Source organism: bacterium (assembly GCA_016789445.1).
Classification (GTDB): Bacteria; Patescibacteriota; Minisyncoccia; order Phycocordibacterales; family UBA2100; genus UBA10103.
Map to the genome: position 1 here is coordinate 1 of JAEUQT010000005.1, position 546 is coordinate 546.

Sequence of the window (546 nt, forward strand, 5' to 3'; positions counted from 1 at the left end):
TCCGAATAATCGAGATTATTCACTTGCAAAAGGAACGGTCCTTCGTGCTCGACCTCGGGAGCGGGAATGTTATCCACAATCATGTCGAACAGGGCGCGCATGTCGGTCTCCGTGCCGTTGGGGTCCTTTCGGGCAAAGCCGCCCGATCCGCTCGTGTAGATGTGGGGGAAGAACAGGTCTTCTTCCTCTGCGCCGAGGTCGATGAAAAGATCAATCGTCTTGTCGTAGGCATCGATCGGGCGCGCGCCCTCGCGGTCTACCTTGTTCACGCAAACGATTGGCTTCTTCTTGTTCTCAAACGCCTTCTTGAGAACAAACCTGGTCTGCGGCATCGGCCCTTCGTTGGCATCAACGATGAGCAAGACCCCGTCCACCATGCTTAGAACGCGCTCGACTTCCCCTCCGAAGTCAGCGTGGCCCGGTGTGTCAACGATGTTGATCTTGGTACCCATGTACCGAACGCTGGCTACCTTGGAAAGAATGGTAATTCCCTTCTCGCGCTCGAGGTCGTTCGAGTCCATCACGCGCTCATTCACGTGCTGATTA

General features: G+C 55.5%; 1 protein-coding gene. It reads right to left on the reverse strand.

Features of this window, described 5'->3' with window-relative positions:
• Positions 1–546 (reverse strand): GTP-binding protein (locus JNK62_04770; GenBank protein ID MBL8158819.1); only part of this gene is annotated, 546 nt, incomplete at both ends.